Origin of the sequence: Clostridium algoriphilum, assembly GCF_020443705.1 — a bacterium.
Taxonomy (GTDB): Bacteria; Bacillota; Clostridia; order Clostridiales; family Clostridiaceae; genus Clostridium_AD; species Clostridium_AD algoriphilum.
Genome location: NZ_JAIZZK010000001.1, coordinates 358236 through 384878 on the forward strand (window position 1 = coordinate 358236; position 26643 = coordinate 384878).

A 26643-nucleotide genomic window follows, 5' to 3' on the forward strand; every position below is an offset into this window, starting at 1 on the left:
TTAGGTGTTAGATTTATTATTTAAAATTGAAATATTTTTTTAATTTTAAAATAGCATTAAAAATAAGCTTACAAAAAGGGTCCTACTAGAGAACCCTAAACATAATTTCTATCTAAACTTATTCAGTTTTGACTAAACCATTTTATTAATTTCTTTTTGCAATCTTTTTATTATTCTTTTTTCAAGTCTCGATATATAAGATTGCGATATTCCAAGAATGTCCGCCACTTCCTTTTGTGTTTTTTCTATAGTCCCATTTAAACCAAACCTTAACTGAACAATTTCTTTTTCCCTTGCATTTAAACGTTGCATAGCAAGCCAAAGTAATTGTTTATCTACATCCTCTTCAATAATATTGTAAACTACATCATTATCTGTGCCAATAATGTCTGAAAGCAATAGTTCATTACCATCCCAGTCAACATTTAATGGCTCATAAAGAGATATTTCTGTTTTAATTTTACTATTTCTCCTAAGATACATTAATATTTCATTTTCAATACATCTTGAAGCATATGTAGCTAGCTTAATTTGCTTTTCTGGATCAAAGGTATTAACTGCTTTTATTAATCCAATGGTTCCTACAGAAATTAGATCTTCAACATTTACACCTGTATTCTCAAATTTCCTTGCTATATATACTACGAGTCTTAAATTTCTTTCAATCAAAGTGGCCCTTATTTGTTTATCACCTGTGTCTAATTTATTCACTAATTCATACTCTTCATCTTTTGTTAAAGGAGGCGGAAGTGCATCATTTCCTCCTATATAAAACAAATTGTTTGAAAACATTTTGAATTTTGCAAATAAATTGTTTAACATCACTTTAAAATTAAACATAATATCCCCCTTAACTCTATTATTATCATAAAACAATCATTATCATTAATCAATTATTATCATTAAGCAATTATTAATATTTGCAGCTAACTAACTGAGTATGCCTCTAGACATTAATCCATTATAGTCGTTATCTTTGCTTAATTTGTACTCACAAAAGGCTATAATTACATCCTTTGTTTCAATATTTTTTTCGTCAATATGAATACTAATATATTCTGGTTTGAAACCTATAAGTTTGCCATTTGTTCCATTAACTACAGTGTATGGAATAAAGTAGGTATTGTTTTTTTCAAGCATTATTTCACTTAAACTATCCCGTTCAACAATTAATACTGGTAATTTTGTAGCAGGCTCGCGAAGCTCGTTTCCGGTATCTAAAAATGCCTTAATAGTTTTTTTATAGTTTTTATTTATTATATCAATAGTGTATATAAGCGTTGACATTTTTTTTCTATCTCCTATAAAAATGATAATCCTATATATCAATATATAAATTATCATTACTGAAAGTAGTAATTTTTCATAAGGAAAATTTATTATGATTACATTGAATGACATATCTTTACTATTATTCATCTGAATAAATAAACACATTCCTGCTAAAAGAATTGAATATAATAAAAAGATTAAAGATGCCTTAATATTGAATAAAATATTCTTTTCTCTAAAAGTGATTAAAATCATCACAATTAATATTAGTATTTTAAAAGGAAAGTATGTTAAGGATTTAAGCTCTGGGTACAACACTGTTAAGACATACAAGCTACCTACAAAACTTGATACACACATCCAAATAAGCTTTACTCTTTTTCTTAATGTCTGAACGGTAACATGCAATATGAATAGATTAACTATAAAATTCACTAACAAAAGAACATCTACATATACTACCACTCGCTCCTCCTCCTTTGGAATTATTATATAACTTTTGAGCTCAATATTTTGTCATTTTTTACCACATAATAATATTTTTATTTCTCTATAAAACGTCATTACTTCCCATATTATCTTAAATATATATTTAATAAAAAAAAAGGCACATTCCCAACATATTAATTGTGTTAACAAACCCCCTTTAAATGGTTTCTGCTAAGTCAATTACAATATGTAGAGCTATATGTCCTATAAAGGTTTAAATCTGTTCTAAACAAAAATAAAGTGCCATATAGGCACTTTACTATGTATTATTTGTTTTGTCTTCTTAAAAAAGCTGGAATTTCTAAATCTGAGTCTTCATAATCTCTAGTTGACGCAACTTCTTCAATAGGTTTAATTGTCTCTTTTACTTTAGATTTTGGTACAGGTTTATTTTGCATTACTTTGTCATTTTCAAAACCAGTTGCAATAACTGTTATTCTTATTTCATCCTTTAGACTTTCGTCTATAACTGCTCCAAATATAATATTGGCATCTGGATCAGCTGCTCCTTGAACAATTTCAGCCGCTTCATTAATTTCTAATAATCCGAGGTCCATACCACCAGTAATATTTAAAAGTACTCCAGTAGCACCAACTATAGAAGTTTCTAGAAGTGGACTTGAGATAGCTTGTTTAGCAGCCTCTTGAGATCTATTATCCCCTGAAGCTTTACCAACACCCATATGTGCAAGGCCTTTAGCAAGCATTATTGTTCTCACATCTGCAAAATCTAGATTTACAAGACCAGGTATAGTGATCAAATCGGATATACCTTGTATACCTTGTCTTAATACATCATCTGCCATTTTAAAAGAATCCATTAGTGTTGTTTTCTTATCAACCATGGTTAATAATCTTTCATTCGGAATCGTTACTAATGTATCTACTACTTCTTTAAGAGTTTTTATTCCCATTTCAGCATGAATCATTCTTTTTCGGCCTTCAAATGGGAATGGTTTTGTTACAACTCCTACCGTTAATATTCCCATGGATTTAGCAATCTCCGCAACCACAGGTGCAGCTCCAGTACCTGTGCCACCTCCCATACCTGCAGTAATGAATACCATATCTGCTCCTTTTATTGCTTGAGAAATTTCTTCTTTACTTTCTTCTGCTGCTTTCATACCTATTTCCGGATTAGCTCCTGCTCCTAGACCCTTAGTTAGTTTATCACCAATCTGAATTTTTTGAACCGCATGGGAAAGAATCAAAGCCTGTTTGTCTGTATTTATAGCTATAAACTCTACATTTTTAAGACCCTCAATAATCATTCTGTTTATAGCATTATTTCCTCCGCCTCCACACCCAATTACCTTAATCTGAGCAAATTCTTGAACATCAACATCAAAATCTAGCACAACACTACCTCCTCTTTAGAAAAAATCTGCAAAAAAACCTTTAACTTTTGATGCAAATCCATTTTTCCCTTTTATATTTTGGTTTTTTGACCAATTATTATCATATGATTGTTCATCTAATTCTTCAAATGAACTATTACTAGTTTTCAGATTATTAACAGCTTGTATAACTATTCCTACTGCAGTAACATATATAGGGCTAGCCGCTCCTACATACTCCGGTGAACCTATTCTAACTGACTTATCTAGTACCTCTTTGCTTAGTTCATTAGTGCCTCTAAATAAAGATATACCTCCACCAACTATAACAACACCCGAAACTTCTTTATAAAATCCACTATTTAATAAATTTCTTTTTATTAGTTGTAATAATTCTTCTACTCTCGCATGAATTATATCAACTAATAAATTTTCATCAATTTCCATTAAATTATTATAAGAATCCTTAACTCTTATTTTATGTGTGTCGTCTCCTTTTCCTTTAACAAGACTTCCATATTTAAGCTTTAATCTTTCGCCTTCGCTAAAAGGAACTTTAAGGCATACTGATATATCATTAGTTATGTTATCCCCACCTAATTGAACAATGGAAGTATATTTTAATTTACCACTTTTGTAAATAGATATATCAATAGTTTGAGCTCCAACATCTACAAGGGTTATGCCCATATCCTTCTCTTCTTTTCTAAGTACAGCCTCAGATATTGCTGATGGTTGAAGTACTATACCATTAACTTTAATTCCCGCTCTTTTAACACTTTTCAGTAAATTACTAACTACTGTGGATTGAGCCATGACAACTTGTCCTTCTACTTCGAGCCTTACTCCACTCATGCCTCTAGGATCTTTAATATTGTCATATCCATCGACAATATATTGCTCAGGCTCAACTCCTACAATTTCTTTATCTGATGGAACTGAGATAAGTTTAGCTGCTTCAATTACCCTGTCCACATCACTCTGTTTAATTTCTCTGTCTTCAGAAGATATCGCAATCATACCTGTATTTCTTACCAGTTCACAAATCCCTCCAGGCAATGATATATATCCCTCACTGATTTGTGTATCTGTCATACGTTCTAATTGTGTAATGCATTGTTTTATAGCTTCAGCTGTGCTATCAATATCTATGACAACTGATTTATTTAAACCACTACATGCAACTGATGTAATGCCTATAATCTGAAGTTTCCCATTACTACTAACTTTACCAACTGCTCCGCATACTTTTGATGATCCTAAGTCTATTCCTACTATTTGTTCATTCATTAAGTTTATCCCCCCTCATAAGAGAAACCTTAAGTGTATATATTCAACAAAAAAATAAATTTTCCTCTTATTTAAATCATTTTTTTAAAATATTTATTATAGATACAAATACAATTAAAACTAATTACATTTTATTGTATTTTTGCGGATATATATAAACTTAATTTCAAATTAGTAAACTACATTAAATTAATAATGTTAAAAAGCTAACTTGTTCTTCTAAACTAAGTATAATAGCAATATATAGAAAAAGCAATATTATATCGTGAAGAATATTTATCCAAACGGAATAATCTCCTTTTTTTTACATTTTAACATAAAAAGAAAGCTAAAAGCTATAATTCTTTATACTTTTAGCTTTTTTTATTATTTCTATAATGATAACATTCTTAGCATCATTTCATTATCAACTGAATAAGTCATGGCTTCATCTTTAGATATAGTACCTTTTTTATATAACTCTGCAATTGACATATCCATAGTTTTCATACCGTATTTACCACCAGTTTGAACACATGATTGCAATTGATGTGTTTTACCCTCGCGAATAAGATTTTGAATTGCTGGAGTTGATATCATTATCTCGAGCGCCGCAACTCTTCCTTTTTCACTTATCTTAGGTATTAATTGCTGCGAAACTATTCCCTGCATTACAGCGGCTAATTGTACTTTAATTTGTTGCTGTTGGTGTGTAGGGAATACATCCACTATTCTGTCTACTGTTTTTGCTGCGCCTATAGTATGTAGCGTAGAGAAAACCAAATGTCCAGTTTCTGCTGCAGTAATAGCAATAGAAATTGTTTCAAGATCCCTCATTTCCCCTACTAATATAACATCTGGATCTTCTCTAAGTATAGCCTTCAATGCATTTTTATAATTTTTACTGTCTTTCCCAATTTCTCTTTGATTAATAATGGATTTATTGTGTTTGTGCAAATATTCAATAGGGTCCTCAAGTGTTATAATATTACATGCTCTAGTAGAATTAATTTCATTAACCATAGCAGCGAGTGTGGTACTTTTACCACTTCCCGTAGGCCCCGTTACTAAAACTAACCCTCTTTGTTTTGTAGTGAGAGACCTTACAACCTCTGGAAGACAAAGCTGTTTAAGTGTAGGTATTTTTAGCGCAACTACCCTAATAGCTATAGTATCGCTTCCTCTTTGCTTATAAACATTAACTCTAAATCTTCCGAGACCTCCAACAGAGTACGAAGTATCAATTTCCCCATTTTCAAGGTATTCTCCATAATAATCTTCTAGAATTTCCCTGGAGTATTTTTCTGTATCAGCTGGAGTTAGTTTATCTTCTCCTACTCGTATTAAATGACCATTAACTCTAATTACCGGTACCGATCCAACTGTTAAGTGAAGATCCGATGCATTTTGATTCGTGGTTTTTTCTAGTAATTCATTAAGAGGTATCATCATTGGTCCTCCTGTTCTTTAATGAAGTTTCACAAATATCTATGGCAATATCAGTTTAAAACTTTCACATATCTTTGCCATTTATAAATTCGCTCCATTTTCTTCAAATAACTGTATAAACTTTGTTTTATATAACATATAAGATTAGTTATAAATTACTTTTCACTAAATCATTTTTAAGCTTTAGCCTAAATTAGTTAACTCCATTATTACATATAATGGTGTACAATTTACAATTATACCATAGTTGCTACAATTTATTAGAATTATTTAACCTATTTTTATTAGTACCATTTAATTTCTTATTAAGTTTCTTTAATGCTCTCTTTTCAATTCTTGAAACATAGGACCTAGAAATGCCTAAAATTAATGCAATTTCCCTTTGAGTTCGAGGGTTACCGTCAAGTAATCCATAACGCATTTGAATTATCATTTTTTCTCTATCCAATAGAGCTACATCTATCATGCTATAAAGTTTTTTAACTTGTATTTTACTCTCTACAATATCTATAATTGAATCTTCATCACTACTTAAAACATCCATAAGAGATATCTCATTTCCCTCTTTATCAATACCAATAGGGTCCTGCAGGTATACTTCCCCTTTTGTTTTCTTATTATTTCGAATAAGCATAAGTATCTCATTTTCTATGCACCTTGCAGCATACGTGGCAAGCCTTGTTCCCTTACTTATATCAAATGAATCAATAGCTTTTATGAGTCCTACAGTTCCAATAGATATGAGGTCATCTACATCCTTGCCTGGATAAGAATATTTTTTCACTATATGTGCAACCAGTCTTAAATTCCGTTCAACTAATACGCCTTTAGCTAATAGGTCACCATCCTTTAACTTTATTAAATAGGATTTCTCTTCTTCCTCACTTAATGGTTGCGGGAATGAGCTACTTCCAGTTATATAAGCCGTTAAAAATGTAACATTTCCAATCATATTTAATAAACAATTTACGAAAAACACAGCTGTTCCTCCTAATAGAGCTTATTAATATGATATGATTGATACTTTTTAAAGTGCATGGACATGAAAAAAACATCTAATCAATTGAAACGTTTTTAGTCCATAACTTTAAGTGCATTAACCACTTTTTTAAAGATCGGAGCAGCTGTACCTCCGGCTTCTTCATCTGCTACATTTTTTGCATTACTTATCGTAATATTATTCACATATACAACCAGAGAATAATTTTTTCCATCTAAATTAAAAAAACCAACAAACCATCCATCAGAACTTTTTTGGCGTTCTTTTTTTCCATCTACAATTTTACTTGTATAATACGTAGTAGTCCCTGTTTTCCCACCTATACCCATATTTTCAATGTAAGCTGATTCCCCTGTGCCTCCCTTAACTTTATCTACTACGTCCATCATATGAAGTTTCACAATTTCTGCCGTTTCACTTTTTAATATGGTTGTAGTTTTAGATGTATTTTTTTCTACAATTTTATTATTATCATCAACATATGTGTCTATTATTCTTGGCTGTACATATATACCATCATTTATTATAGTATTAGGGATACTTATGGCTTCTAAAGGCGTCATTGTAACATTTTGACCAATAGCTGTTTGACTTGTTTCCGACGGTGTAGGATTTGATATATCCTCCTGAAACTTACCACTGCTCTCTTGCTCAAGATTTAATACTTTACTTAATATCCCTTGTTTTTGGGCATAATTATATATATTCTTAATGCCTACTCTCCAACCAATTTGAGCAAAAACGTTATTAGAAGAAACAGTTAGAGCCTTCCCAACTGTAAACGGTCCTCCGTTTCCCTTCATAGGTTCCTCTTTAAATATATTAGACTTTAATTTAAATTCTTCATTATCTTTTATCAAATTCGTGTCTAACCCAGCCTCATCAACAATAACTTTAAATATCGATCCTGGCAAATATCCATTTGTACCTGCCATTCCTAAGTTTGCATTATATGTATTATCATCTTTTTGTGCCATTGCTTTTATCTTTCCACTACTGCTCTCCATTAATACGACACCAATTTGAGCATATTTTTCATAGTTTTGTTCCTTAAGAATTGCTCCAACTTTATCTTGAATTTTTTTATCTATTGTAAGTCTTACATTAACATTGTTTTTAGGTTTAATAATTTTCCCTGTAGATATTTCGCCATTAACCCCTTTAGAAAACCTAATTTTTGTGTATTCGTTATCTTTAGTTTTGTTGTATATTTGCATTTCTAAAGATTCGGATTTCTTTGTTGTCTCTACTCCTGCCGCATTAAAATATTTTGTATTTGTCAATATATTTTCTATTTTCCAATATCCGTCCTTTATTACATCATTAGATTTAAAAGTATAAAAGCCTTTCACTTTTTTTATATCCTTAAGTTTATTATAAGTTACCTCATCTATTTTATATCTTAGTTTCTCCCCATTACCATTGCCTTTAATTTTTTCTAAATCATATTTCTTATTATAGTTTCGTAGTGTAATAGTCAATGCTTCTAAGTCATATTTACTGGTATATTCATTGAACCTTATATAATCTACTGGGTCAATAATTGCATAGTAGTTTATTTCATATGTTAAAAGATCGTGTCCATTGCAGTCAGTTAAACTATATTTAGGTCCATACGTCTCATCTATAGTATATTGTGCATTAAACATAGTTTTTAAAGGCTCTGAATTAAAATACATGAAGTTTGCAATTCTCCAAGTTAACAAACAAAATAATAGCATAAATAGACCTAATATCATCCAAGTTCTTTTTCGTATTTCACTCCTTTGATTTGAATAACCAAAGATATTATTTCTACTATTCATAAAAAACACCTCACCTAGACTAATTCTCGCCTAGAATGAGATGTTTTATACTCTGGTGTTATTATTTCTGAACCTGTTGTTTCTGAAGTATTTGACTTATGTTTGCAGTTATTATATCTATAGCTACCTTATTATGTCCACCCTCAGGTATAATTATATCTGCGTGTCTTTTGGTGGGCTCAATGAATTGTTCATGCATTGGTTTAACCACATTTAAATATTGTGTTATAACAGAATCAGTTGTTCTTCCTCGCTCGTTTATATCTCTAGTAAGTCTTCTTATAAACCTTACATCTGCATCAGTATCTACATATATCTTAATATCTAGCATATCACGAAGAACTTTATCAGCTAGTATAAGGATTCCTTCAAAAATAATGATTTCTCTTGAATTTACAGAAACTGTTTCTTTTATTCTATTATGTATTTCAAAATTATATATGGGCTTTTGAATAGCTTTCCCTTCTAAAAGAAGATTTAGATGTTTAACTAAAAGATCTGTATCAAAAGCGTCTGGATGATCATAGTTTGTTTTGGTTCTTTCGTCATAAGAGAGATTACTCTGATCTTTATAGTAAGAATCTTGCTCAATCATTGCAATGCAGGTCTCATCAAAATGTTTATATATTTCTCTTGCAATAGTGCTTTTACCTGAGCCTGTTCCCCCAGTTATACCTATTAAAATAGGGCGAGTCATTATTTTTTCTCCTTAGACTTAATAAGTATATCATTCTCACAAAGCTTTTCTTTAACATGTACAGTAAATAACATTTGAGCGCTTGGGGCAGAAGGTATGCTTTCTCCCTTTGAATTTTTCATATCATTAAGTATAATTAAGACATTATCTCCTATGGGCCTTAATACTTCGACAGTATCTCCAAGGAATGTTTTATTTTTTTGCTCAATCATTGCAATACTATTTTCTTCATTATATTCGCGAACAACTCCAACTATATCGTAATTTCTAATATATGATGAAGATTCATATATCTGATTGCTAGGATCTGCAAAATAAAACCCAGTATAAAATTGTCTATGGCTAGGTTTTAGAAGGTTATCCATCCATTTCTTCTGAAATTTATAATTTACTGAATCATCTATATACGCGTCCACAGCCTCTCTGTATGATTTGCATACAGACGCAACATAATATGAGCTTTTCATTCTTCCTTCTATCTTAAAGGAAGCTATGCCTGATTCTATTAGTTCTGGTATATGTTCTATCATGCATAAGTCTTTTGAATTCATTATGTAAGTACCCTTCTCATCTTCAAGTATAGGAAAGTATTCTCCATCCCTTTTTTCTTCCATAAGGAAATACTTATATCTACATGGCTGAGCACATTGTCCACGATTTGCATCTCTACCTGTCATATAATTTGACATAAGACATCTTCCAGAATAGGACATACACATAGATCCATGAACAAAGGCTTCAAGTTCACAAGTATCAGGTAACTTTGCTCTTATTGCTTTAATTTCATCAAGAGATAGTTCTCTTGCTAGTACAATTCTTTTAACCCCTTGTTTGTGCCAAAAAATAGCAGATTTGTAGTTTACATTGTTAGCCTGAGTGCTTAAATGTATGTCTAGATTTGGTACAACTTCAAGGGCTGTCATAATAATTCCTGGGTCAGATACAATGATAGCATCTGCACCTAGCTTGTATATTTCTTTCAAATAATCTTCTAAGCCTTCTAAATCATCGTTGTGAGGAAATACATTTAATGTAACATAAACCTTTTTCCCTCTCAAATGTGCAAATTCTATACCTTCTTTTAAATCCTCGTTACTAAAATTATTTGCAAAAGCTCTTAAATTTAATTTACTTCCACCTAAATAAACTGCGTCTGCTCCAAAATTTATAGCTGCTTTTAACTTTTCTAAATTACCTGCAGGTGCTAGTATTTCTGGTTTCATTAGTTTCATTCCTCCTTACTACTTACTTTATTCCTTCTTATCGTAACTGAGATACCATCACCCATTGGTATTACAGAAGTTATAAGTTCATTATTACTTGATACTAGTTCTAGATAGGTTTGCATACGTTTTATTATAGTGACCTTTCTTCGCGTTGCAATCTTTTTTGATGCAACCATTCCGCGAAAAAGCACATTATCAGCAATAAGGACCCCTTCTTTTTTTAAGAGCCTTAAACAGTGAGGAAGAAAATGATTATAATGTCCTTTTCCTGCATCAATAAAAATCATATCATATTCATCTTGAAGATTTTCAAGTATTTCTAGGCAATTTCCTTCTAAAATAGTAATTTTATTTTGTAGTCCGTATTTTTGTATATTCGACTTTGCAATCTCTATCATTTTTTCGTCTCTTTCAATAGTTGTGATTTCACTTATTCCACCAGAAGTTAAATTCATTAAAATAGCTGAATATCCTATTGCAGTTCCCAGTTCTAATATTTTTTTGGGCCTATTCATTGTAATCATTAATTCTAAAAATTTAGCAGTTTCTTTTTGAACTATAGGTACTCTATTTTCAAGCGCAAAATCTTCTAAATCTTTTATAATTCCAATATTGCTTGGAATTAGCGCTCTTAAATATTGTTCCATATAATCATATGTTACTCCACTCATTTAATTTCCTCCAAAAATTCAATAACACAAGTTTACTAAGGACTTGTGTTAGATCTTTAATTTCATATGTAAATTAAAAAAGAAAACCTTCCAAATTAATCTTCCGGTTTTCTTTTTCAATAATAAAACTATTTATTTTTTTGTTTTATTTACTTTATCTACTATTTACTTCTTTTTGCCACCTGCTCTTTTTCTTTCGCCCGAGTCTAATAGTCTTTTTCTCATTCTAATATTTAGAGGAGTAATTTCAACTAGCTCATCTATAGCTATAAATTCTAAGCACTGCTCTAGTGACATAGGTTTTACTGGAACTAATTTTGGTGATTCATCTGCTCCTGAAGATCTAGTATTTGTTAATTGTTTTTTTCTACAAACATTTATTTCCATGTCTCCACTTCTTGCACATTCTCCTGCAATCATTCCAGCGTATACAGGTACTCCTGGTTCTAAGAAAAGAATACCACGATCTTGAGCATTAAATAATCCGTAAGTTATAGTTTCTCCACCTTCAAATACAATTAGTGAACCTCTACTTCTATCTGGAATTTCTCCTTTGTACTTATCGTAACCATCTAGAACGTGATTCATTATACCATTACCCTTAGTATCAGTCATAAGTTCACTTCTAAACCCAATCAATCCTCTTGATGGTACTTTAAATTCTAATCTAGTGTATCCATTTATAGCAGAAGTCATATTAACCATCTCTGCTTTTCTAGGTCCCATTTTTTCCATTACTACGCCCATAAATTCTTCTGGAACGTCAATTGTAAGTAACTCAATTGGCTCTGTTTTATGGCCATTTTCCTCTTTATATATAACATTTGCTTTTGACACTTGGAATTCATATCCTTCACGTCTCATAGTTTCAATTAGAACTGAAAGATGAAGTTCTCCTCTTCCACTTACTTCAAAACCATCTGCTTCTTCAGCTTCTACTACTCTTAAACTAACATTTGTTTCAAGTTCTTTCATAAGTCTATCTCTTATGTGTCTTGATGTTACAAAAGTTCCTTCTTGACCTGCAAAAGGAGAATTATTAACCATGAAATTCATAGTTAAAGTAGGCTCATCAATTTCAACGAATGGAAGTGCCTCTGGCTCAAGCATATCAGCTATTGTTTCACCAATGTTAATGTTTGGAATACCAGAAACTGCTACGATATCACCAAGAATTGCTTCTTCAGTTTCTACTCTCTTAAGTCCATCATAAACGAAAAGAGCTGAAACTTTAACGTTGCTTATTGTTCCATCTTTAGCTATAAGTGCTATTTGTTGATTTCTTTTGATTGATCCTCTTTGGATTTTTCCTATTCCAATTTTTCCAACATACTCATTATAATCAATAGTTGAAATAAGCATTTGAAGTGGCATATCTAAATATCCTTCTGGTGCCTTTACATTCTTTACTATAGAATCAAATAATGGTTCCATGTTGTCACTTACATCATCAACTTCAAATTTTGCAAACCCTTCTCTAGCAGAAGCATATACCACTGCAAAGTCTAATTGTTCATCATCTGCTCCAAGTTCAACAAATAGGTCAAAGACTTCATCAAGAACTTCAGTTGGACGAGCATCTTTTCTATCAATTTTGTTTATAACAACGATAGGTCTAAGGTCTAATTCTAATGCTTTCTTTAAAACAAATTTAGTTTGTGGCATCGGACCTTCATATGCATCAACTACAAGAAGTACACTATCAACCATCTTAAGTACACGTTCAACTTCTCCACCAAAATCAGCATGTCCTGGAGTATCAACTATGTTTATTTTAATTCCATTATGCATTACTGCAGTATTCTTAGAAAGAATTGTTATTCCTCTTTCTTTTTCTAAGTCATTTGAATCCATTACTCTTTCTTGTACCTTTTCATTTTCTCTAAAAACATTGCTTTGTTTAAGTAAACAATCCACTAGTGTTGTCTTGCCGTGATCTACATGGGCAATAATTGCTATATTTCTAACATCATTTCTTGTAAATAAATTCATATTAATCCTCCAATTTTTTTCGTGTGTTTACACATTTTACACAAACGAAAATTGGATACGTCTTTGTGTATCCAATTTTCGCACTTACTATACTTATTCTAATATTATCTTGCAAAAAAGTCAACTATGTCTATTATTCATTATCAGCAAATGATAAATTTACTTCAATTGCATCATATAATTAGTTTTTTCATCATATAATCCCACAAAAGACCATATGTTGATTCCTAAGCCTTTAGCTTATTTTCCTAAACACTTATCACAAACGCCATAAAATTTCAAGCTATGATCTTCTATCTTAAAATTATACTTTTTTTCAACAATTGTTTCAAGATCATCAAGCAAATCTCCTTGTACCTCTAATACTTTACCACACCTATTACATATCAGGTGGTGATGTTGATGGTGTTCATCTTCATGGTTAAGTTCATATCTACTACAACCATCATCCAAATCGAGCTTTCGTATTACACCCATTTCTTCTAAAAGTTGAACTGTTCTGTAAATTGTAGCTAAACCTATTTCAGGGCAGTCAGTCTTAACCAAATCATATAGTTCTTCAGCTGTAAGATGGCTACCTTCACTCTTAATTATTCCATTTAAGATAGCTCTTCTTTGTGGAGTTAGCTTATATCCCTCTTGTTTTAAAGATTCTTTTAAACTCTCAACGCTCTCTGGAGATACTTTTGACATATATATACCCCTTTTCTGCAACTATCATTTGACAAATCATTGTAAACATATTCACTATAGGTATAGTGTAATACTTTATTGAAATATTGTCAATTGATAATCATTTAGTTTTAAGAAAACAGGCTGAGTGGTTTGAATTTCTGTTAAAGTTAATTTAGATCTCATCAGAAGAAATCGCATCATAAGCTTCCGAAATCATTTCAAACTCTTCATCCTCTTCGATTGTAACTAAAATATCGTTACCCTCTGCATCCTTATCTATTCTTAGTGCGATTGCATCAATGTCCTCTTCTCCAGTTGGCGCAACTATGACATATTCCTTGTCTTCAATATCCAATTTTGTTAATACATCAAATTCAATTTCTTTACCCTCTTCGTCGTATAACATGATAGTTTCAACATTATTATCCATTTTATTTTCTCCTTTCAAATTATAATATCTCCATTTAGATTACATATTATGTAAAAATAAATTTTATAAACGTGTACCTAAGCTATCTAAATATCCTTGCAAAATGAATGTAGCAGCAATTTTATCTACAATCTTTTTTCTTTTTGATCTAGACAAATCTCCCTCTAACATCACTCTATTAGCAGCTACTGTAGTTAATCTTTCGTCCCACATTTTTATTGGCAGATTCAAGGTTTCCTTAAGTTTCTCACAAAAGCGTTGAACCTTTTCTCCTTGTGGTCCTATAGTACCATTCATATTTTTGGGAAGACCAGATACAAAACTTTCTACATTGTACTGTTTACATATTTTATCAATTTCTTCTATATCTAAAACTATGCTTTTTCTTTTAATTGTTGTAATGCCTTGTGCTGTTAATCCTAAAGGATCACATACAGCTATCCCTATTGTTCTGTCTCCAATATCTAAACCTAATATTCTCATGTGCATACTCCTTTAATAATAGCCTGATTCCAGCACTATAGTCAAAAAATAAAATGCCCCTATGGGCATTTTATTTTTTTATGTCTAGATAAGATTTCAAGACTTCTTCAAGTATTTCATCTCTCTCTAGCTTTCTTACTAACGCTCTTGCTCCATTGTAGTTCGTTATATATGTTGGATCTCCAGAAATTAAATATCCTACCATTTGATTTACTGGGTTATACCCCTTTTTTATAAGTGAATTATATACGTCAGTCAATATAGTTTTTGTTAAATCTTTTTTATCTTTTACAAAATCAAATTGGACTGTATTTTGATTAATATCCATTCTATACACCCCTTCCCTTATAATACGATGATCACTGTAATTTATCCTACTTAAGTATATTTGGAAATTACTTGGTAATATAGTACGTCTTTTATTACAAAAAAATCCATAATTACATACTAACGATAATACAATTACTTCTTACTACTTATATTATAAAACAACTATTACAAAAAGTATACTATTTTACTAATCTTTCAATTATAGAACATACATTATCTATTGCTTTATCCAATTTTTCTGGAAGTTTCCCACCTGCTTCTGCCATATCAGGTCTACCTCCACCGCCGCCTCCAGCTATTTTAGCAACTTCTTTAATTATTTTTCCACAGTGTATGCCTTTATCTGTAGCAGATTTAGATGCCATTGCGACAAATTGTACTTTTTCATTTATGTTGCTTCCAAGTACCACTACACCATCACCAAGTTTATCACGAAGTTTGTCAGCTAAATTTCTCAAAGCATCCACGTCCATATCTCTCACTGTTCCGCAAATTACCTTTACACCTTTAACCTCTTTAATATTATCTAACATTTCATCAACTGAAGAACTAGCTAATTTACCTTTTAGTAACATTATTTCCTTTTCTTTATCTTTTAATTCATCTAATTGCATTTGCAATTTATTTATTATATCTTTTTCTGAACATTTTAATGCATTAGATATACCTTTTAATAGATCATTTTTATCTTCTACATATTTTATATATTCACTACCTGTTATAGCCTCAATTCTTCTAACTCCTGCAGCTACTCCTGCTTCGGATAAAATTTTAAATAACCCTATTTCCCCTGAGTTTTTAACATGAGTACCACCACATAATTCTTTGCTATACTCGCCAACAGATACAACTCTAACATCATTTTGATACTTTGCATCAAATAAAGCTATAGCTCCGGTTTCCTTAGCCTTATCTATGGTCATTACATTAGTATCAACCCTGCAAGCTTTCATAATATTGTCATTTACGTCTCGTTGAACTTTAGTGATTTCTTCATCTGTTAGTGCAGAAAAATGAGTAAAATCAAACCTTAATTTATCCTCTTTTACATAAGAGCCTGATTGATGCACATGCTCACCTAAAACTGTTATTAATGCTTCTTGCAGCATGTGAGTTGCAGTATGATTTTTACAAATGGCAGATCTTCTATCCTCATCAACCTTAAGGGTTACTAATTCATCTACTAGCAATGTTCCCTCAATTATTTCAACAAAATGTACAACTTTGCCTGATGCATTCATCTTACAATCTAAAACTTCTGCCATAAAGTTACTGTTAAAAATTGTTCCAGTATCTCCTATTTGGCCGCCCATTTCAGCATAAAAAGGTGTGACTCCGGTTACAATAATTCCTTTTTCTCCCTTAGATAGTTCTTTAACAAGTTCCTCACCATTAATTAATATTAATGCCTTAGATTGCAACAAAGTTTTATCATAACCATCAAACTTTGTTTCTATCTCTTTAGGTATTAAATTAAGTACATTATCTCCACTCCCCATATAATTTGACTGTCCTCTAGCATCTCTTGCTCTTTGTCTTTGGCTTTGCATTTCCATATTAAATTTTTCTAAATCAATTTTTATACCTGCATCCTGTAATATTTCTTCCGTAAGTTCATATGGAAAACCATATGTATCATATAACTTAAAAGCTTTTTCTCCACTTAAAATTTTATCGTCGTTACTTTCAAGCTCTTCTATATAAACTTTTAATATATCCATACCTGAATCTAAAGTCTCTAAAAATCTTTCTTCTTCAATTTTTATAACTTTTTTAATATAAGATTCTTTTTCTTTTAATTCTGGATATGCTTTAAATGAATTTTTAATAACAGTATTGCAAAGCTCACTTAAAAAAACATTCTTAATTCCAAGTAGTCTACCGTGCCTTGCTGCCCGTCTAATTAGCCTCCTAAGGACATACCCTCTACCCTCATTAGATGGAAGTACACCATCACTTATCATAAATGTTGTGCTTCTAACATGATCAGTTATTATTTTTAATGATATATCCTCAGTGATACTTTCACCACATTTTACACCTGAAACTCTTGAAACTTCTTGTAGAATGTTGTTTATAGTGTCTATTTCAAAGATACTGTCTGTTCTCTGCATTATGGCAGCTATTCTCTCAAGCCCCATACCTGTATCTATGTTTGGATTCTTTAACTTATTGTAATTACCTTCTGCGTCCTTATCAAATTGAGTAAATACTAAATTCCAAAATTCTATTACTCTATCTTCATTGCCTGCTTTAATAAATTCTTCCTTAGTTTTTATTTGCCCAAGTTCTACAAACCGATCATAGTGTAGCTCTGAACTTGGTCCACAAGGTCCTTGGCCTATTTCCCAAAAATTATCTTCTTTTCCCAACCTAAAAATACGGGAAGGATCAATGTCAGTTTTTTTACTCCAGACATTAAAAGCTTCATCATCTTCTAAATATACAGTTATGTACAAACTTTCTTTTGGGATATTTAAAACCTCTGTTACATATTCATAAGCCCATGGAATAACCTCATTTTTAAAGTAATCACCAAAAGAGAAGTTACCAAGCATTTCAAAGAAAGTACCATGTCTTGAAGTCTTCCCTACATTTTCAATATCTCCGGTTCTAATACACTTTTGACAATTAGTTATTCTAGTATTAGGTGGTGTTTGAATTCCTGTAAAATATGGTTTAAGTGGTTGCATGCCGGCATTTACAAGTAATAAACTACTGTCATTCTTAGGTACTAGTGGAAAACTCTCTAGTCTAAGATGTCCTTTACTTTCAAAAAACTTTAGAAAGGATTCCCTAATTTCATTTAACCCTAATTTCTCCATAATATCTCCTCCGATTAATTATAATGCTTAAATATAAAAAAAACTTCACTCCCCTAAAGCAAGGGACGAAAGTTTTCCGCGTTACCACCCTAATTATACCACTTCATAATTAAAAGAAATTAATTACTTAGTGGTATCTCTCATCTACATAAGGTTCAAAGACAGCTTCAATATATTTATCAAGAAGTTTTCACCATCCACTTCCTCTCTAAATGATTAAATATATTTAATAATTCTTATCATTACCTAATATTAACCTATACTTATAAAGTATAGCACATTTTTCCTTAATATTTCTATATATATGACTTATAATCAAAATAAATAATAATTTATGTCCTCATATATAACTTTAAAGACTACCCCAAGCGGTACTGCAAGAATCATTCCTAAAATCCCACCAACCTTCCCTCCAATGGTTAATAACAGTATTACTGTTAACGGATGCATACTTATGCTTTCTCCAATTATTTTTGGGGACAATATGCTTCCCTCAATTTGTTGAAGTGCAAAAACCCACATTGCTGTATATAAAGCTATTTTTGGAGAAGCTAAGAGGCCTATCAAAATTATAGGTATAATACCAAATATAGGCCCAAAATATGGAATTATATTAAAAATTCCATTTATTAAGGAAAGTATTAGAGGAAAATCAATTTTCATAAAAATTAATATGAAAAAGGTTGCGATTGTTATAATTCCACATAAAATAAGTTGACTTATGATATATCTCCCTAGTACCTTATCAATGTCCTCAATAATTTTTTTTATTATATTTCTACTTTCTGGGGGGAAAACTATTAATGTCTTATTGATCATGTTTTCGCTATCGCATAAAAAGTAATATATTATTAGTGGCGCAACCATATAAGTTAATAAATTTTCACCAAGGCCCATAATAGAATCAAATATTTTGTTAAATATTACAAGTATCTGAACATTAGCCTTATGGTATATGGTATTTATAACACTACTCATAACTTCGTTTGAACTTAATACTTTTATTTTCATATTTGCATTAATTAGATATTTTCCCAAATCATTTATTGCCTTATTTATGTGCAAGCTTTCTCTAAATATTGATGGAATTACTACAACAAATGTTAACAAAATTAAACATAATAACCCGATTATTATTAAAGAAGCGGCAGCTTTTTTATTGATTCCTTTTTTAATTAAAAGCATATATAGTGGTTTTAGTATATATGAGACAATGAATGATATAAACACTAAATTCACCAATTGTTTAACTATAGGTATCTTTATTGCAACAGATAAAATTAAAGCAAAAATAAAAATGATTATAATAGTAATAATTAATTTTTTTGTATTAATTTTTTTCATTTGCTTTTCCCTCTACAAAAAAGTTATGTGCCATACTTTTAAAACTATATTCATTGCAACTTGAAATATAGAGAAGATTTTCTTCTCCCAGTATAAGTTCATTAATTAACATTATTCTTTTTCCTCTAAGCAAGTTTGTAATAAACCCAGAAGATACTATGACTCCTTTTATATCAAAAGAATCATATGTAAAAGTAATGTCCTCAACCATTCCAAATACATTCCTGCTTTTATCTATTACATCCATATTAATAAAGCTATGCAGACATAAATATTTATTCTTTTCCACTTTTTTAACTACCATATGTTTATTAAAGTATACAATGTCTTCTTTTAATACGCTTAAATTTTTATGAAAGAATTTATAGGGTGATATTACAAAACCAATTACCTTCCCTTTGTTGAAATCTATTAGCAAGTCTCTAATAAAACCAATTTTTTTACCTTCTACACTTACAACATCCATAAATATAAAATCTTTACTTTTAAACATATTATCTCCTAGATGAAAACTATTTTATTATTTTAGTTATAATTATGTTTTCCAAATAATCTAATAATTATTACAAAAACAAAGATTAATGTTGAATATATATGTTTTAAATAGTATAGTTGTTTATGGATTTTAATTTTAACAATATTTACATTTTGTTAAAGAGGCGGTGAAATTTTTAATGAATAAATTAATTATAAGCATACTATTGTTTTTGGGTTTGTTTTTAACTGGATGTAATGCAACAAATTCAAGTCGCAGTTCTAAAAGTGTGGTTCATAAACCGCAAATTAAAAGGATTGATGCAGTGCAAAACAAAATAAATACTATGAGTTTAGATGAAAAAATTGGGCAACTAGTAATTGTGGGACTTGATGGCTTTGCAATGAATAATAACATAAATAATCTGATTAAAGAGCATAAGGTTGGTGGTGTTATTTTATTTAGTACAAATGTAGATAATTCCAGTCAGCTAGTTAAACTAACTAATTCACTAAAAGCCACTAATCATCAAAACAAAACTCCTTTATTTATATCTGTAGATGAGGAGGGTGGACAAGTATCAAGGATGCCAAGTGAAATCAAGAATATTCCATCCAATAAAATTATAGGAAAAAAGAATAATAGTAATTTAAGTTACAAGATTGGAAATATAATTGGAGAAGAGCTAAAAATATTTGGGTTTAACATGGATTTTGCTCCTGTCCTAGATATAAATAGTAATATTAATAATCCTGTAATTGGAGACAGAGCATTTGGGAATAATCCAAGCATTGTAAAAAAATTAGGCATTAAAACAATGGAAGGTATGCAAGATAACAAAATAATTCCTGTTGTAAAACACTTTCCTGGACATGGAGACACTTCAGTAGATTCTCATGTAGGGCTTCCCATAGTGAATAAAGATCTAACAAAACTAAATAATTTTGAACTGACACCTTTTAAAGAAGCTATAAAGAATAATGTAGATGCTATTATGGTGTCTCATATCTTACTTAACAAAATAGATGCTAATTATCCTGCGAGTATGTCAAAAATTATTATAACTGATATATTAAGAAAATCTTTAAAATTCAATGGATTAGTCATTACTGATGATATGACTATGGCTGCCATTATAAAATATAACGACATTGGCGATGCTGCCGTTAAATCTTTTAATGCTGGGAGTGATATTATCTTAGTATGCCATGAATATGACAATGAGATCAAAGTAATTAATTCACTAAAAACTGCTGTAAAAAATAAATTGATACCAGAAAAAAGACTGGATGAGAGCATATATAGAATACTAAAACTCAAAGAAAAATATAATCTTAATAATAATATAAGAAGCTCAATTGATATTAATGCAATAAACGATAAAATAGAAACCACATTAAGAAATTAAAAGCAACTACATTGATTAAACCCCAATATAGCTGCTTTCTAAATTACTTTAAATTACTTTAAATTACTTTCCCAAAGTTCAAGTTTTTGTAATTTTCTGTAATTATTTATCGCATTGTGTATAGTTTGTTCTGCAAGAACAGAACAATGCTCTTTAATTACTGGCAATCCTTGTAGAGCTTCAATAACAGATTTGTTAGTTAGCTTCCATGCCTCTTCGAGTGTTTTTCCCTTTATAAGTTCTGTTGCAATGCTAGAAGATGCGATAGCTGAACCACAACCAAAAGCCTTAAACTTAACACCAGTTATTATATTACTCTCAACTTTAATATATATCTTCATTATGTCACCACATTTAGGGTCTCCAGCCTCTCCAATACCATTAGCATCAATTAATACTCCCATGTTCCTAGGACTGTAAAAATGTTCCATAACCTTATCACTATATATCATAATTTTGCTCCTTTCTTTCAAAATACAGAGGGATACCTAGTCTTTAACAAGATATCCCTCTGCCTAAATAATCTACCAAAGTAGCTTTATTGTATTTATAAAATTTTCTCAATAATTCCCCCACCAACTACTAAGTTTTCTATATAGAAAACCACTGATTGGCCTTTTGTAATAGCCCTTTGTTTCTCATCAAAAATAACCTTTACTCTATCATTTTCTATAGGAACTAAAGTAGCTAATTGAGGTTTTGCAGAATATCTGATTTTAGCTGTTACTCTTAAACTTGAAGGAAGTTTATCAAATAAGATAAAATTCAAATCTTTTGCTATAAGCCCAGTTTTAAAAATATCTTCTTCGTCACCTATTATCACTTGGTTTGTTATAGGATTAATGTCATTGACAAAAACGGGTTTGCCTATTGCTATACCTAATCCTTTTCTTTGTCCTATAGTATAGTATACAATCCCTTTGTGTGTTCCCATGACTTTACCCTGCTTGTCAACAAATTTTCCTGGCTTTATGTCACGACCACTATACTTCTTAATATAAGCTCCATGGTCATTATCAGGTATAAAACAAATTTCTTGGCTATCTCTTTTTTTAAAGACTTCTAATCCAATTCGCTCTGCTATTTTACGTATTTCAGGTTTAGAATAATCTCCACAAGGCATTAGAGTATGTTTTAATTGTTCTTGATTCAAGGTATACAAGGCATAAGTTTGATCTTTTTTATCATCTTCTGATTTTTTAAGTACATATCTCTCTTCTTGTTTTTCAATTTTAGCATAATGCCCTGTAGCTATATAATCAGCACCAAGGGCCTTAGCTTTCCTTAAAAATTCTTTAAACTTTATTGTCTTATTGCAAACAATACATGGATTTGGCGTTCTGCCTTCCATATATTCATCAATAAAGTTATCAATAACATTTGTTTTAAATACATCTTTAAAATTCATAACATAAAAAGGTATATCTAATACATCTGCAACGCGTCTTGCGTCGTTTGCGGCTGAAATAGAACAACACCCGCCTTCATTTTCTTCATAATCAGGATTATCCGGAGATAGCTTCATCATAATTCCTATAACTTCATATCCTTTCTCTTTCAAAAGATATGCAGCTACAGAGCTATCTACTCCACCACTCATTCCAATAACTACTTTTTTTTTCATTTATATCACCTATTCTTCGTGTACTTCACCATGTATATCGTCATGTTCTTTGTAATTCCATACTTCTAGCCCAGCTTTAGTTCTGTAGTCATTAATTGCTATGTGGATAGCCTCTTCAGCGAGTACCGAGCAATGCATCTTTATTGCTGGAAGCCCGTCTAAAGCCTCAGCTACAGCTTTATTTGTTAATGTCCATGCATCATCTATAGATTTACCCTTAATAAGTTCTGTCGCCATACTTGAAGATGCTATTGCTGATCCGCAACCGAAAGTTTTAAATTTTGCATCTACGACTATATTATCTTTTACTTTTAGATAAACCTTCATAATGTCACCACATTTAGCATTCCCAACTTCACCAATTCCGTCAGCATCAGGAATTTCGCCTACATTTCTTGGATTTGTAAAATGGTCCATAACTTTTTCACTATACATCATAATTATTTTTCCCCTTTCTTTAAGTAGTCATCATATAGTGGTGACATATCTCTTAATCTTTTAATAACCTTTGGAACTGTTTCTAAAACAAAATCTACTTCTTCCTCAGTAGTAGCATCACCTAAAGTTAATCTTAGTGAACCATGAGCTATCTCATGGATAAGACCTATTGCTAGTAACACGTGAGATGGATCTAAAGAACCTGATGTACATGCGCTTCCACTTGACGCTGCAATCCCATTTGCATCTAACATTAGTAATATAGATTCACCTTCAACAAACCTAAAGCAAGTATTGGAATTACCTGGAAGTCTTTTTTCTCCTATTGGTCCATTAAGTCTTGTATAAGGTACTTTTAGTAATCCATTCATTAATTTATCTCTTAAATAAACTAATTTTTTATTGTTTTCTTCCATATTTTCTACAGCAAGTTCAAGTGCTTTGCCAATACCAACTATGCCAGCTACATTCTCAGTACCAGCTCTTCTATTTCTTTCTTGGCCACCACCATGTATTAAATTATCTATTTTAATACCTTTTTTTATATATAATGCACCTATGCCTTTAGGTCCATAGAATTTATGTCCAGCAAGAGACAATAAATCTATATTCATTTCTTTTACATCTACTGGAATATGACCTACAGCTTGAACTGCATCTGTGTGGAAAAGTATTTTTTTACTTCTACATAATGCTCCAATTTCTTTTATTGGTTCAATTGTTCCAATCTCGTTGTTTGCAAACATTACTGATACTAAAATGGTTTTGTCTGTAATTGCATTCTCTAAATCTTTAATACTAATAAATCCATATTCATCAACTGGTAAATATGTAATATCAAATCCATTTTTAGCTAAATATTCACAAGTATGAAGAACTGCATGATGTTCAATAACTGTTGTTATTATATGATTTCCCTTTTTCTTATAAGCAGAAGCTATTCCCTTTATAGCCCAGTTATCTGCTTCCGAACCTCCGCCAGTAAAAAAGATTTCATTTGAATCAGCATTTATTGCCTTTGCTACCTTGTCGCGTCCAATATCTATTGCTTTCTTAGTTTCTCTTGCAAGAGTGTATATTGAAGAAGGATTTCCAAAATATGTTGTAAAATAAGGAAGCATCTCTTCCATAACTTCTTTTTTAGTATATGTGGTTGCAGCATGGTCCATGTAAATTGATTTATTCATTATCTTTCACTCCTTTAATTAGTGCCATTTTGTTATAATCAGAGACAATATCTTTTAAATTTATTGAGGTAGTCACACTATCTATACTATTTTTTATTTTCTTCCATAATAACCTTGTAGCACAGCAATCAATATTAGTACATTCTTCGTCTTCAAGACAGTTAGAAATTTCTATTGGTCCTTCTAGTACATTAATAATATCATATATAGTTATATCCTCTGGTGATCTATTGAGTATATACCCGCCTTGAGATCCTCTTACACTTTTAATAAGTTTAGCCTTTCGAAGTGATGAGAATAATTGTTCTAAATAATATTCAGAAATACTTTGTCTTTCAGATATACTTTTTATAGATACAGGTTGTTCTCCATAGTTTATTGCTAAATCTACCATAGCTTTAACCCCATATCTTCCCTTCGTAGATAATTTCATTTAATCACTCCTTTATCATCACCTGCGGTGCTTAATTTAACGACTTAAGTAGGAGATTTATGCTCCTACTGAAATTTTCATTTTCCTAAATATGTAATCCCTACTTATAACAGAGGGGACGTTCCTTCTGAAATGTCGTTAAAGTAGAGTGTTTTACTATACTTTCTAAATTCATAATATCAAACCCTAGTAATCTTGTCAACTATAAATATTTCAAATTTCTTTTATTATTCCCTTATATAAGCCATAATATTGTATTATCCACTAATAATCAACCTATACATCAGTAATACTCATCATTCTATATTTAATTAAACTTTGAGTTAACATGCTCACAAAACGCATATTCATCCTTGAAGTATTCCATTATATATAGTATAATTTAAAAAATGCTCTAGATGATTATCACCCACGTAGCTATGCCACTTACGTCGGGTTTTTTATATTTTTATAGGAGGTATTAATAATGAAAAACGAAATTGTAAAACCATCAATCCTACCTGGATTTATGGAGTTATTACCAACAGATCAAATTCAGTTCAACAAATTATCAGATACTATAAGGACAACTTATGAAAGCTTTGGCTTTATGCCCATAGATACACCAGTAATAGAAAAATCAGAAATTTTACTCGCTAAAGGTGGAGGAGAAACAGAAAAGCAAATTTATAGATTTTCAAAGGGTAATAATGATTTATCACTTAGATTTGATTTAACTGTACCACTCGCAAGGTATGTAGCTCAAAATTATAATTCATTGATTTTCCCTTTTAGGAGATATCAAATTGGAAAAGTTTATAGAGGAGAGAGAAATCAAAAAGGCCGCTTTCGTGAATTTTACCAATGTGATATTGATATTGTTGGAAACAATAGTTTAAGCATCTTGAATGATGCTGAAATACCTAGTATTATTTATTCAATATTTAACAATCTTGGTTTTGAGGATTTTACCATAAAAATAAACAATAGGAAACTTTTAAACGGCTTTTTTGAAGCATTAGAAATTGAAGACAAATCGGACGTTTTAAGAATTATTGATAAGATAGATAAAATTGGTGTATCAACTGCAACCAATGAACTAATAAGTAGTGGCTTAAGTAATGAAGTTGTAGAAAAAATTCTTGAATTCATTAATATAACTGGAAGTAATCAGGACATTTTATCATTATTACAGAATTTAGACGTCTCTAATGAAAGCTTTAAAGATGGCATACATGAGCTTTCAACAGTCATTAAATACGTAAAATTGTTTGGTGTTCCTGATGATAATATTAAAATAGATTTAAAAATATCCAGAGGTCTTGATTATTACACAGGAACAGTTTATGAAACATTTTTAAATGAATATCCGTCGATTGGTTCTGTTTGTTCAGGTGGACGATATGATAACTTAGCAGAGTATTATACAAAACAAAAGTTACCTGGAGTAGGAATTTCTATTGGTCTTACGCGTTTATTCTACCAATTAAATGAAGTTGGATTCTTTAATAATGATACTAAAACCGGTATTACAAAGGTACTAGTAATACCCTTAAATAATAATATCGATTATGCAATAACTTTTGCAAATACTTTGAGACATAAGGGCATAGTTACAGAAATATACCTTGAAGATGCAAAAATCGTAAAGAAACTTGGGTATGCAAATAAATTAGGCATTTCTTTTGTAATTTTAATAGGTGATGATGAAGTACAAAGTAAAACAGTAACAATAAAGAACATGCTTACTGGTGATCAGACAACTGTTGACTCAGGCTTAGCTTATAAAATAGTTAATGTATAAA

Annotated in this window: 25 protein-coding genes and 1 other annotated feature; of the genes, 2 read left to right on the forward strand and 23 right to left on the reverse strand. The window is 30.7% G+C overall.

Annotation, left to right across the window (positions count from 1 at the left end; genetic code table 11):
* Positions 1-132: 132 nt before the first annotated feature.
* From sigE to LGK95_RS01875, 18 genes are all read right to left on the reverse strand, one after another.
* Positions 133-840 carry an RNA polymerase sporulation sigma factor SigE gene (gene sigE, locus LGK95_RS01790; protein WP_226121541.1) on the reverse strand — a complete coding sequence of 236 codons (708 nt, stop codon included), beginning with the start codon at positions 838-840 and terminating at the stop codon, positions 133-135.
* A gap of 90 nt (positions 841-930) precedes the next feature.
* Entirely contained in the window at positions 931-1737 is an 807-nt protein-coding gene (spoIIGA, locus tag LGK95_RS01795; RefSeq protein WP_226121543.1) for a sigma-E processing peptidase SpoIIGA, read from the reverse strand.
* A gap of 290 nt (positions 1738-2027) precedes the next feature.
* Complete coding sequence (gene ftsZ, locus LGK95_RS01800; RefSeq protein WP_226121544.1) at positions 2028-3119, reverse strand: cell division protein FtsZ; 1092 nt, start codon at positions 3117-3119, stop codon at positions 2028-2030.
* A 15-nt stretch (positions 3120-3134) separates the two neighbouring features.
* Positions 3135-4388 (reverse strand): cell division protein FtsA, encoded by a 1254-nt coding sequence (gene ftsA, locus LGK95_RS01805; protein ID WP_226121546.1) that lies wholly within the window; start codon positions 4386-4388, stop codon positions 3135-3137.
* Positions 4389-4760: 372 nt separating this feature from the next.
* Entirely contained in the window at positions 4761-5816 is a 1056-nt protein-coding gene (locus tag LGK95_RS01810) for a type IV pilus twitching motility protein PilT (RefSeq protein WP_226121770.1), read from the reverse strand.
* A 250-nt stretch (positions 5817-6066) separates the two neighbouring features.
* A complete protein-coding gene (gene sigK / locus LGK95_RS01815; RefSeq protein WP_226121548.1) occupies positions 6067-6795 on the reverse strand; it encodes an RNA polymerase sporulation sigma factor SigK in 729 nt (242 codons plus the stop codon).
* Between the two features lie 95 nt (positions 6796-6890).
* Positions 6891-8621: a penicillin-binding transpeptidase domain-containing protein gene (locus LGK95_RS01820; protein WP_226121550.1), complete on the reverse strand. Its 1731-nt coding sequence runs from the start codon at positions 8619-8621 to the stop codon at positions 6891-6893.
* 61 nt (positions 8622-8682) lie between these two features.
* Positions 8683-9318: a uridine kinase gene (gene udk / locus LGK95_RS01825; RefSeq protein WP_226121552.1), complete on the reverse strand. Its 636-nt coding sequence runs from the start codon at positions 9316-9318 to the stop codon at positions 8683-8685.
* On the reverse strand, positions 9318-10550 hold the full coding sequence (locus LGK95_RS01830; RefSeq protein WP_226121554.1) for a peptidase U32 family protein: 1233 nt from the start codon (positions 10548-10550) through the stop codon (positions 9318-9320). The genes udk and LGK95_RS01830 overlap by 1 nt, the downstream gene beginning before the upstream one ends.
* Positions 10547-11215 carry an O-methyltransferase gene (locus tag LGK95_RS01835; protein WP_226121556.1) on the reverse strand — a complete coding sequence of 223 codons (669 nt, stop codon included), beginning with the start codon at positions 11213-11215 and terminating at the stop codon, positions 10547-10549. Before LGK95_RS01835 ends, LGK95_RS01830 begins: the two co-directional genes overlap by 4 nt.
* Positions 11216-11380: 165 nt before the next feature.
* Positions 11381-13207 (reverse strand): translational GTPase TypA, encoded by a 1827-nt coding sequence (gene typA / locus LGK95_RS01840; RefSeq protein ID WP_226121558.1) that lies wholly within the window; start codon positions 13205-13207, stop codon positions 11381-11383.
* Positions 13208-13447: 240 nt separating this feature from the next.
* A complete protein-coding gene (locus LGK95_RS01845) occupies positions 13448-13900 on the reverse strand; it encodes a Fur family transcriptional regulator (RefSeq protein ID WP_226121560.1) in 453 nt (150 codons plus the stop codon).
* Positions 13901-14054: 154 nt separating this feature from the next.
* Positions 14055-14312: a DUF1292 domain-containing protein gene (locus LGK95_RS01850; RefSeq protein ID WP_226121772.1), complete on the reverse strand. Its 258-nt coding sequence runs from the start codon at positions 14310-14312 to the stop codon at positions 14055-14057.
* Positions 14313-14375: 63 nt separating this feature from the next.
* On the reverse strand, positions 14376-14795 hold the full coding sequence (gene ruvX / locus LGK95_RS01855; RefSeq protein WP_226121562.1) for a Holliday junction resolvase RuvX: 420 nt from the start codon (positions 14793-14795) through the stop codon (positions 14376-14378).
* Positions 14796-14865: 70 nt separating this feature from the next.
* Complete coding sequence (locus tag LGK95_RS01860; protein ID WP_216306100.1) at positions 14866-15123, reverse strand: IreB family regulatory phosphoprotein; 258 nt, start codon at positions 15121-15123, stop codon at positions 14866-14868.
* Between the two features lie 181 nt (positions 15124-15304).
* Positions 15305-17950: an alanine--tRNA ligase gene (gene alaS, locus LGK95_RS01865; RefSeq protein ID WP_226121564.1), complete on the reverse strand. Its 2646-nt coding sequence runs from the start codon at positions 17948-17950 to the stop codon at positions 15305-15307.
* A gap of 58 nt (positions 17951-18008) precedes the next feature.
* Positions 18009-18202 (reverse strand) — a binding site (T-box leader).
* 63 nt (positions 18203-18265) lie between these two features.
* Complete coding sequence (locus LGK95_RS01870) at positions 18266-19294, reverse strand: AI-2E family transporter (RefSeq protein ID WP_226121567.1); 1029 nt, start codon at positions 19292-19294, stop codon at positions 18266-18268.
* The gene (locus LGK95_RS01875) at positions 19281-19787 is read right to left on the reverse strand and encodes a PRC-barrel domain-containing protein (RefSeq protein ID WP_226121569.1); all 507 of its coding nucleotides are present in this window, start codon (positions 19785-19787) and stop codon (positions 19281-19283) included. Before LGK95_RS01875 ends, LGK95_RS01870 begins: the two co-directional genes overlap by 14 nt.
* Positions 19788-19968: 181 nt before the next feature.
* Between LGK95_RS01875 and nagZ the strand changes: the two genes are divergently transcribed.
* Positions 19969-21177 carry a beta-N-acetylhexosaminidase gene (gene nagZ, locus LGK95_RS01880; RefSeq protein WP_226121571.1) on the forward strand — a complete coding sequence of 403 codons (1209 nt, stop codon included), beginning with the start codon at positions 19969-19971 and terminating at the stop codon, positions 21175-21177.
* Positions 21178-21230: 53 nt separating this feature from the next.
* On the opposite strand, the gene nifU (LGK95_RS01885) is transcribed toward nagZ, so the two are convergent.
* The 5 genes from nifU (LGK95_RS01885) to LGK95_RS01905 all read right to left on the reverse strand — a co-directional run bounded on the left by nifU (LGK95_RS01885) (position 21231) and on the right by LGK95_RS01905 (position 24859).
* Positions 21231-21629, reverse strand: coding sequence for a Fe-S cluster assembly scaffold protein NifU (gene nifU, locus LGK95_RS01885; RefSeq protein WP_226121573.1), 399 nt, complete (start codon positions 21627-21629; stop codon positions 21231-21233).
* A gap of 95 nt (positions 21630-21724) precedes the next feature.
* Positions 21725-22801 (reverse strand): tRNA 2-thiouridine(34) synthase MnmA, encoded by a 1077-nt coding sequence (gene mnmA, locus LGK95_RS01890; protein ID WP_226121575.1) that lies wholly within the window; start codon positions 22799-22801, stop codon positions 21725-21727.
* Positions 22802-22810: 9 nt separating this feature from the next.
* Positions 22811-23239, reverse strand: coding sequence for a Fe-S cluster assembly scaffold protein NifU (gene nifU / locus LGK95_RS01895; RefSeq protein WP_226121577.1), 429 nt, complete (start codon positions 23237-23239; stop codon positions 22811-22813).
* A 2-nt stretch (positions 23240-23241) separates the two neighbouring features.
* On the reverse strand, positions 23242-24426 hold the full coding sequence (nifS, locus tag LGK95_RS01900; protein ID WP_226121579.1) for a cysteine desulfurase NifS: 1185 nt from the start codon (positions 24424-24426) through the stop codon (positions 23242-23244).
* Positions 24419-24859 carry an RrF2 family transcriptional regulator gene (locus LGK95_RS01905; RefSeq protein ID WP_226121581.1) on the reverse strand — a complete coding sequence of 147 codons (441 nt, stop codon included), beginning with the start codon at positions 24857-24859 and terminating at the stop codon, positions 24419-24421. Before LGK95_RS01905 ends, nifS begins: the two co-directional genes overlap by 8 nt.
* 466 nt (positions 24860-25325) lie before the next feature.
* Between LGK95_RS01905 and hisS the strand changes: the two genes are divergently transcribed.
* Positions 25326-26642, forward strand: coding sequence for a histidine--tRNA ligase (hisS, locus tag LGK95_RS01910; RefSeq protein WP_226121583.1), 1317 nt, complete (start codon positions 25326-25328; stop codon positions 26640-26642).
* Position 26643: the final 1 nt, after the last annotated feature.

Bases quoted from the DNA above. Each gene is read 5' to 3' on its own strand.
- LGK95_RS01835 (WP_226121556.1), bottom strand. From the start codon at position 11,215: ATGAGTGGAGTAACATATGATTATATGGAACAATATTTAAGAGCGCTA.
- mnmA (WP_226121575.1), bottom strand. From the start codon at position 22,801: ATGAAAAAAAAAGTAGTTATTGGAATGAGTGGTGGAGTAGATAGCTCT.
- LGK95_RS01850 (WP_226121772.1), bottom strand. From the start codon at position 14,312: ATGGATAATAATGTTGAAACTATCATGTTATACGACGAAGAGGGTAAA.
- LGK95_RS01870 (WP_226121567.1), bottom strand. From the start codon at position 19,294: ATGAAAAAAATTAATACAAAAAAATTAATTATTACTATTATAATCATT.
- LGK95_RS01905 (WP_226121581.1), bottom strand. From the start codon at position 24,859: ATGAAATTATCTACGAAGGGAAGATATGGGGTTAAAGCTATGGTAGAT.
- LGK95_RS01810 (WP_226121770.1), bottom strand. From the start codon at position 5,816: ATGATACCTCTTAATGAATTACTAGAAAAAACCACGAATCAAAATGCA.
- LGK95_RS01845 (WP_226121560.1), bottom strand. From the start codon at position 13,900: ATGTCAAAAGTATCTCCAGAGAGCGTTGAGAGTTTAAAAGAATCTTTA.
- nifU (WP_226121577.1), bottom strand. From the start codon at position 23,239: ATGATGTATAGTGAAAAAGTTATGGACCATTTTACAAATCCAAGAAAT.
- nifS (WP_226121579.1), bottom strand. From the start codon at position 24,426: ATGAATAAATCAATTTACATGGACCATGCTGCAACCACATATACTAAA.
- ruvX (WP_226121562.1), bottom strand. From the start codon at position 14,795: ATGAGAATATTAGGTTTAGATATTGGAGACAGAACAATAGGGATAGCT.
- nagZ (WP_226121571.1), top strand. From the start codon at position 19,969: ATGAATAAATTAATTATAAGCATACTATTGTTTTTGGGTTTGTTTTTA.
- typA (WP_226121558.1), bottom strand. From the start codon at position 13,207: ATGAATTTATTTACAAGAAATGATGTTAGAAATATAGCAATTATTGCC.
- alaS (WP_226121564.1), bottom strand. From the start codon at position 17,950: ATGGAGAAATTAGGGTTAAATGAAATTAGGGAATCCTTTCTAAAGTTT.
- LGK95_RS01860 (WP_216306100.1), bottom strand. From the start codon at position 15,123: ATGGATATTAATCAAAATACAGTCCAATTTGATTTTGTAAAAGATAAA.
- nifU (WP_226121573.1), bottom strand. From the start codon at position 21,629: ATGATATATAGTGATAAGGTTATGGAACATTTTTACAGTCCTAGGAAC.
- ftsA (WP_226121546.1), bottom strand. From the start codon at position 4,388: ATGAATGAACAAATAGTAGGAATAGACTTAGGATCATCAAAAGTATGC.
- hisS (WP_226121583.1), top strand. From the start codon at position 25,326: ATGAAAAACGAAATTGTAAAACCATCAATCCTACCTGGATTTATGGAG.
- udk (WP_226121552.1), bottom strand. From the start codon at position 9,318: ATGACTCGCCCTATTTTAATAGGTATAACTGGGGGAACAGGCTCAGGT.
- LGK95_RS01830 (WP_226121554.1), bottom strand. From the start codon at position 10,550: ATGAAACTAATGAAACCAGAAATACTAGCACCTGCAGGTAATTTAGAA.
- LGK95_RS01875 (WP_226121569.1), bottom strand. From the start codon at position 19,787: ATGTTTAAAAGTAAAGATTTTATATTTATGGATGTTGTAAGTGTAGAA.
- LGK95_RS01820 (WP_226121550.1), bottom strand. From the start codon at position 8,621: ATGAATAGTAGAAATAATATCTTTGGTTATTCAAATCAAAGGAGTGAA.
- sigE (WP_226121541.1), bottom strand. From the start codon at position 840: ATGTTTAATTTTAAAGTGATGTTAAACAATTTATTTGCAAAATTCAAA.